The following is a 7643-nucleotide window of genomic DNA, read 5'->3' on the forward strand; positions in this document are numbered from 1 at the left end:
GCCGCGCGCCATGCGGGCCTTGTCGGTGGCCAGCCTGGCGGGCTTCATGCTGTTCGTCTGGCTGCTGCGGCACGGCGGCACCACGGCCGCGGCGGGGATGGTCTCCGTCGCCCTCTCGCTCGGGGGGTGCGCGGTCTTCTGGTGGGCGGTCGCCACCACGCGCCGCCGGCCGCCGGCCATCGCCTATGCCGACGCCGACTCCGACTCCGACTGGGCACCGGCCATGCTGTACGAGGCCGGGCCCTACGCCTTCGTCCGGCACCCGTTCTACGTCTCGTACTGCCTCTTCTGGATCGGCCTCGCGGTTGCCGCCGGGCCGTGGCAGTGGCTCGGCAGCCTGCCGATCGTCGCCTGGTACTGCACCATCGCGCGCGCGGAGGAGCGCCGCCTCGGGCGCTCCGCCCTGGCCGGGGCCTATGCCGCCTACAGGGCCCGCACCGGCATGCTGCTGCCGCGGCCGGCCAGGCTGGTGTCCAGCCTGGGAATCAGGCGGGGGGCCTGGCTGGCGCGCCCCTGGCGGCGGGCCGTGGCGCTGGTGCGCAGGCTGGAGCGCAGACTGGGGCTCAGGCTGGAGCGCAGGCTGGGGCTCAGGCTGGGCCTCGGGCTGGGGCGCAGGCGCGGCTGGGCGAAGGCCCTGGCACGCGCCCTGCGCGTCGACCGGCCGCGTTCCGAGCAGGAAGCGGCGGTCATGCACGACCAGGCGAACCTGCTCTACTTCCTCTGCCTGCTGTTCAGCGCCACCGGCGCGGTCAACGCGCCGCTGACCTCGATCGCCTTCGGCGGCATGCGGCATCCCTCGATGCTGCTCAACGCCGGCGCGCTGCTCGTGATCTACGCCGCCATCACCGTCACGGCCCTGCGCTGGCGGCGCGACCAGGACGACCTGCGCTTCCTCCGGCGCTCCAGGGTCCTCTACACGCTGCTGGGCCTCGGCTGGGGCAGCATCACGATGCTCTACGCCCTGCACGGTCCGCCGCGGCAGGCCGCGCTGCTGCTCGGGCTGGCGACCGGCCTCGTCTCGACGCCGATCATCAGCGTCCCGACCGCCATCGCCTACGGCTTCTTCATCCCGGTCGCCGTGCTGTCCGTGATCGCCGTCAGCGTCGTGATGCCGACGGCCGACACGCTGACGGCGAGCGCCTTCGCCTCCTTCGCCTGCTACGCGGCGGTCGCCATCGCCTACACCAACGCCACCTTCGCCGGCCGTTCCGAGGCGCGCGCCGCGCTGCAGCGCGAGATCGACACGGTGAACGTGTTCCTGCGCGAGTACGAGGAGGGATCGTCCGACTGGCTCTGGGAGACGGACCGGCAGGGCCGGCTCCGCGACCCCGGCGCCCATATCGCCGCCGCCCTGGGCATGGCGCCGGCGGCGCTCGGCCGCATGCGCCTGCAGGACATCGTCGCCACGGAGCGTCGCAGCCAGGACTGCCAGCCGCAGGACCTCGACCTCGCCGTCTGCCTGCGCGACCAGCAGGCCTTCCGCGACCTCATCGTCAGCCACGAGCGGGACGGCCGGAGGCGCTGGCTCGCCCTGACGGGCCACCCCGTCTACAACGGCCGCGGCGCGCCCATCGGCTTCCGCGGCATCGGCCGCGACGTCACCGCCAGTCGCAAGGCGAGCGAGAAGATCGCCTTCATGGCGAGCCATGACGGCCTCACCGGCCTGGTGAACCGGCAGAGCTTCCTCAACGCCCTCACCCGGCACTGCGAGGCGGGGCGGTCCTTCGCCCTCGCCCTCGTCGACCTCGACAGCTTCAAGGGCGTCAACGACACCTACGGGCACCAGGTCGGCGACAGCCTGCTGCAATGCGTGGCACGGCGGATCGGCCAGGTGGTCCGGCCGGACGATGTCGCCGCCCGTCTCGGCGGCGACGAGTTCGCCGTCCTGCTCTGCGACGTGGACGAGGCGCAGGGACTCGCGATCGTCCGCCGGCTCGCCGACGTCATCGGCGAGCGCTTCGTCGTCGGCGGCATCAGCCTCCTGCCGGGGGCCAGCATCGGCGTGGCGATGGCGCCGGCCCATGCGGACGACCAGCAGCGCCTGATGATGCTGGCCGACCTCGCCCTCTACAAGGCCAAGGAGCAGGGCAAGGGGAATGCCTGCCTGTACGCCGACTGGATGGAGCAGGAGTACCGCACCAGGATCAGCCAGGAGGCGGACCTGCGCCGGGGCATCGCCGACGGCGAGATCGTCGTCGCCTACCAGCCGGTGGTCGACATCGGAAGCGGCCTGGTGGTCTCCAGCGAGGCGCTGGTCCGCTGGGCGCATCCGACGCGCGGCCTCGTCATGCCGGGCGAGTTCATCCCGGCGGCCGAGCGGACGGACCTCATGGAGCGTCTCGGCGAGCTCGTGCTGCGCATCGCCTGCCGCGACGCCGTCACCTGGGAGCCGGCCATCCAGGTGAACGTCAACCTCTCGCCGCGCCAGCTCCGCTCGGGCCAGTTCCTGCAGATCCTCGCCGAGACGCTGGAGGAGAGCGGGCTGCCGCCGCGGCGCCTGGCCATCGAGGTCACGGAGACGCTGCTGCTCGACGGCACGGAACGGACGCTGGAGCAGCTGCGCGGCATCCGCGCCCTCGGCGTGAACCTGATCCTGGACGACTTCGGCAGCGGCTACTCCTCGCTCAGCTACCTGCACGACATCGACGTGGACGGCATCAAGATCGACGCGAGCTTCACGCGCAAGCTGCCCTCGCGCAAGGTCGCCGCGATCTACCGCATGGTCGCCCGGCTGGCCCTCGACCTGAACATCTACGTCGTCGCCGAAGGGGTGGAGGAGCCGGAACAGCTCGACTGGCTGCGCAAGAACGGCATCCAGTTCGCCCAGGGCTACCTCCTCGGCCGTCCGCTCCAGACACCCCCCGCGAGGCACGCCGAGTACCTTTCCTGAGCCGCCCGCTCCCGAGCCGCAGGCGGCCGGACCGGCGCCCTCCCCTTCCCGGGCGCCGTCATGGTACGGCTCCAGGCCCGATCGCCGCCCGCGGGGCGGCCCGGAAAGAACGAAGAGGGAGAGAGATGTCGGTACTGCGTCGTCCGCTGCTGACCCTGGCCGCAGCCCTGGCCGGCACCGCCCGCGCCATCGCCGCGCAGGCCCAGCCCGCCGCCACCGCCACGCCACCCGCCGGGCCGTCCCCCGGACCGGCCGGTGGCGCCGCCGCGCCGGGCGCGACCCCCGCCGCGAAGCCGCCCGTGTCGCTGGCGCGCTGGGGCAGCTTCCACGTCGGCGGCCGTCAGGTGGAGGTCAGCGGCAAGCCGGTGAAGGAAGTGCGCTTCAGCCCGGGCGGCGTGCCGGCGCGGCTCGACCCCAACGGCACCTACCTCGCCGGCGGGATGTACGCGCAGTACATGATCCCGGAGGCGCCGCGCGGCAGCGTGCCGCTGCTGCTCTGGCACGGCGGCGGCCTGACCGGCGTGACCTGGGAGACGACGCCGGACGGGCGCGAGGGCTGGCAGCACTTCTTCCTGCGCCAGGGCTGGCCGGTCTACGTCTCCGACGCGGTGGAGCGCGGCCGCGCCGGCTGGTCGATGTTCCCCGACATCTTCCCGGGCGAGCCGGTCTTCCTGCCGGTGGACAACCCCTGGGAGCGGTTCCGCATCGGCGACGGCGCCGGCTCCTTCCGGCGCGGCAGCACCAATCCCGGCGTGCAATTCCCGACCGACCGCGACAGCTACCTGAATTTCGTCCGCCAGTGCGTGCCGCGCTTCACCACCACCGACGACTGGACGCTCGACGCCTATCTCGCCCTGCTCGACCGGGTGGGCCCCTGCGTGGTGGTGGTGCACAGCCAGGCCGGGCTGTTCGGCTGGCGCGCGGCGCAGGAGCGGCCGCACCTCGTCAGGGCGCTGGTGCTGGTGGAGCCCGCGACCACCGGCGACCCGGCGAAGATCGAGGCGCTGAAGGGCATCCCGCAACTCGTCGTCTACGGCGACTTCATCGCGCAGGATGCGCGCTGGCCGACCATCCGCCGCAACGGCGTCGCCTTCGCGGAGAAGATCCGCGCGGCCGGCGGGCATGTGGACGTGGTGGACCTGCCCGAGCGCGGCATCCACGGCAACAGCCACATGGTGATGATGGACCGCAACGGCGACCAGGTGGCGGCGCTGGTGCAGGACTGGCTGGCGGCGCGCGGCCTCTGGCGCTGAGGCTTCCGGCGCCGGGGCGGGCAGCTCCGGCCCCGGACGGTTGCCTTCGCCTGCCCGGGCGGCGTTCGCGGGACGGGGGGCACCGGCCGGGCCGGCTGCCCTCCACAGCGTCGCGCGGCCTGCGGATCTGGCCGGCGGGCAGCCACCTTGCGGCACCCACCCGCCGTCGGGATGATCGGCCATGCCGTTCGACGAGCTTCCCTTCGGCGGGATGGCCGGCGCCTTCCTGCTGGCCTTCCCCGCGCTGTTCTCCATCGTCAACCCGCTGGGCGGCGCGCTGATCTTCAGCCAGGTGCTGGCCGACCGCACCCATGCGGAGCGCGTGCGCATCGCCCGCCGGGTCGGCCTCTACTCGCTGGTGGTGCTGCTGGCCTCGCTCTCGATCGGCGCCTACGTGCTGCATTTCTTCGGCATCACGATCGGGGCACTGCGCGTCGCGGGCGGGCTGGTGGTGGCGGTGCGCGCCTGGAACATGCTGAACGCGCCCGAGGCGCTGGAGGCGAAGAAGGAGCGCCAGGCCGCCCCCGCCAGCAACCTGGACGACGCGGCCTTCTTCCCGCTCACCATGCCCTTCACCACCGGGCCCGGCACCATCTCGGTGGCGATCGCGCTGGGCTCGGCGCGGCCGACGGGGCCCGGCCTCTGGTGGTTCGCGGCCGGCGTGGCCGCGGCGGCGGCGGCCAACGCGGCGATCGTCTGGATCGCCTACGGCGCGGCGGACCGGCTGACCGACCTGCTCGGCACGGCCGGCACGCGGGTCGTCTCGCGGCTCTCGGCGCTGCTGCTGCTCTGCATCGGCGTGCAGATCCTGAGCGCCGGCGTGCAGGACCTGCTGGTGCCGATCCTGCGCGCCGCGCGGGCGGGCTGACCGGACGGGCGGCGGCCGGCCCTGCGGAAAGGGCCGCTCGGGAGGGGTTCCGCCCCTCGGCGATCCCCTGGCGCGGGATCCGTGGCGGGGCCCGGGGCGGGCCGACGGATGGCGCCGTCGGCACGAGGTCCGGCGACAGGCCGGGGCGTACCGGCGCGCCCCCCCGGCCGCGTCGCGCGGGCCGTCGGCGGGCGCGCCCTTACCCGGCCGACGCGGCGCGCCGCTACGTGGCCAGAGTCGCCGCGTGCCAGCGCAGGTGGTCCTCGACGAAGCTGGCGATGAAGAAGTAGGAGTGGTCGTAGCCCGCCTGCCGGCGAAGCGTCAGCGGGATGCCGGCGGCGGCGCAGGCGGCCTCCAGCAATTCGGGCCTGAGCTGCGTCTCCAGGAAGCCGTCGGCGGTGCCCTGGTCCACCAGCAGCGCCGGCAGCCTGGCCCCGTCCTCGATCAGCGCGCAGGCATCGTGGCCGCGCCAGGCGGCGCGGTCCGGGCCGAGATAGCCGGAGAGCGCCTTCTCGCCCCAGGGGCAGCGCATCGGCGAGGCGATCGGCGCGAAGGCGGAGACCGAGCGGTAGCGGTCCGGATGGCGCAGCGCCAGGGTCAGCGCGCCGTGCCCGCCCATGGAGTGGCCCATGATGCCCTGCCGCGCCGGGTGGGCCGGCAGCGCGGCGGCCACCAGCTCGGACAGCTCCTCCACGACGTAGCTTTCCATCCGGTAGTGCGTCGACCAGGGCGCCTCGGTGGCGTCGAGGTAGAAGCCGGCGCCGAGGCCGAAATCGTAGGCGCCGTCCGGGTCGTCGGGCACGCCCTCGCCGCGCGGCGAGGTGTCGGGGGCGACCAGCATCAGCCCCAGCTCGGCCGCGACGCGCTGGGCGCCGGCCTTGACGGTGAAATTCTCCTCCGTGCAGGTCAGCCCGGCCAGGAACCACAGCACCGGCACGGGGCCGGCAGCGGCCTGCGGCGGCACGAAGGCGGCGAAGCGCATCGGCGTGCCGGTCGCCCGGGACTGGTGGCGGAAGACGTGTTGCGTGCCGCCGAAGCAGCGCGCGGCGGAAACCGGCTCGAGGGCGTCCATCGGGCGGCTACCGGGGCAGGGATCGGGGAAGCATCGGGGCATCCATCGGCATGTCTCCGTCGCGTTCGGCCACCGGGCTGCGTCCGGGCCGGCACCGGAGATTGGCGCCGATGGCGGCGGGACGGAACCGGCGAAGGCGCCGCGGCACGGGGCCGCGTATCGCCGTGGCCCGGCTTGCGTCCCGCGCCGGGCGCGCGATCGGCGCCGGCCGCACCGTCGGGGCGGAAGGGCGCGGCGCCGGCCGGATCAGGCGGCGGCGTCCGGCATGGCGGCCTCGACGTAGCGGCGCACGCCCTCCTCCAGCGAGGTGAAGGGCCGGTTCCAGCCGGCGCGGCGCAGCCGGTCCATGCGCGCCTCGGTGAAGTACTGGTACTGGCCGCGTATGTGGGGCGGCATGTCGATGTAGGCGATGCGCGGCGCCCGGCCCATCGCGGCGAAGACGGCGCGGGCGAGGTCGTTCCAGCTCCGCGCCTCGCCGGTGCCGAGGTTGAACAGGCCGGAGACCTCGGGCTTGGCGGCGAGCCAGCGGATCACGGCGACGATGTCGTCCACGTGGATGAAGTCGCGACGCTGCGCGCCGTCGGCGTAGTCGGGGCGGTGGGAGCGGAAGAGCTGCACCGTGCCGCCGTCGCGCACCACGGGCATGATCTTGTTCACCACCGAGCGCATCTCGCCCTTGTGGTCCTCGCCGGGGCCGTAGACGTTGAAGAATTTGAGGCCGGCCCAGCCGGGCGGGGTGGCGCGGCCATCGCGGGCGTCGGCCAGGAGGCGGCGGTCGACCAGGTGCTTCGACCAGCCATAGGCGTTGAGCGGGCGCAGCGCGGCGAGCGCCGCGGGCGCGGGGTCGTCGTCGAAGCCCAGCGCGCCGTCGCCGTAGGTGGCGGCGGAGGAGGCGTAGAGGAAGCGCACCCGCTGCCGCGCGCACCATTCCCAGAGGTCCAGGGTGGTGCGGACGTTCTCGCGCACGATGCGGTCCACGTCGGTCTCCGTGGTGGCGGAGACGGCGCCCATGTGCAGGACGAGGGAGACGGCGCCGGCGTGGCGGCCGAGCCAGTCGGGCAGGGCCTCGGGCGTGATCAGGTCGTGCAGCGCGACGTCGGCGAGGTTGCGCCACTTGGGGCCCTGGCGCAGCCGGTCGCAGGCGACGACGCGATGGCCCTCGGCGGCGAAGGCGCGGGCGAGGTTGGAGCCGATGAAGCCGGCGGCGCCGGTGACGAGGACGAGGCCGTCCGGGGCGGGGATGGCGGGTGGGCTGTCGGTGTCGGGGGCGGGGCCGTCTGGCACGCGCGGGGCCTTCGTGTGGTTGGCGGGCACAGGGGGCGGCGGAGGGTGGTTGCCGTGCTGGCGACGGGGAGGCCGCCGGGGTGGGGGTGGCCAGTGGGTTGGCCGGTGGGGCGGGGTGGATCGGACGGCCCTGCCACGCGGGCGGGCCCTGTGGGGTTCGCGGCCTCGCCGCTGGCGGGGCCGTTGCATCGCATCGGGGGGCGCCAGGGAGGCTTCGCCCCCTGGCGGGGCGTGGGACGGCGCCCCCGATGGTTCCTCGGGCCCGGGGCCCCGGGG

The 7643-nt window shown here is 74.4% G+C and carries 5 protein-coding genes; 3 read left to right on the plus strand and 2 right to left on the minus strand.

Features of this window, described 5'->3' with window-relative positions; all coding sequences use genetic code 11:
* Positions 1–10 precede the first annotated feature (10 nt).
* From M0638_RS13300 to M0638_RS13310, 3 genes are all read left to right on the plus strand, one after another.
* Complete coding sequence (locus tag M0638_RS13300) at positions 11–2890, plus strand: EAL domain-containing protein (protein WP_248667478.1); 2880 nt, start codon at positions 11–13, stop codon at positions 2888–2890.
* Positions 2891–3015: 125 nt separating this feature from the next.
* On the plus strand, positions 3016–4143 hold the full coding sequence (locus tag M0638_RS13305; RefSeq protein WP_248667479.1) for an alpha/beta hydrolase family protein: 1128 nt from the start codon (positions 3016–3018) through the stop codon (positions 4141–4143).
* A 181-nt stretch (positions 4144–4324) separates the two neighbouring features.
* The gene (locus M0638_RS13310; RefSeq protein ID WP_248667480.1) at positions 4325–5011 is read left to right on the plus strand and encodes a MarC family protein; all 687 of its coding nucleotides are present in this window, start codon (positions 4325–4327) and stop codon (positions 5009–5011) included.
* 223 nt (positions 5012–5234) lie between these two features.
* On the opposite strand, the gene fghA is transcribed toward M0638_RS13310, so the two are convergent.
* Together fghA and rfaD are read right to left on the minus strand one after the other, a co-directional pair.
* The gene (gene fghA / locus M0638_RS13315) at positions 5235–6083 is read right to left on the minus strand and encodes an S-formylglutathione hydrolase (protein ID WP_248667481.1); all 849 of its coding nucleotides are present in this window, start codon (positions 6081–6083) and stop codon (positions 5235–5237) included.
* A gap of 246 nt (positions 6084–6329) precedes the next feature.
* A complete protein-coding gene (rfaD, locus tag M0638_RS13320) occupies positions 6330–7367 on the minus strand; it encodes an ADP-glyceromanno-heptose 6-epimerase (RefSeq protein ID WP_248667482.1) in 1038 nt (345 codons plus the stop codon).
* Between the last annotated feature and the right edge of the window lie 276 nt (positions 7368–7643).

The sequence above is a fragment of the Roseomonas acroporae genome (assembly GCF_023223525.1).
GTDB lineage: Bacteria > Pseudomonadota > Alphaproteobacteria > Acetobacterales > Acetobacteraceae > Roseomonas_E > Roseomonas_E acroporae.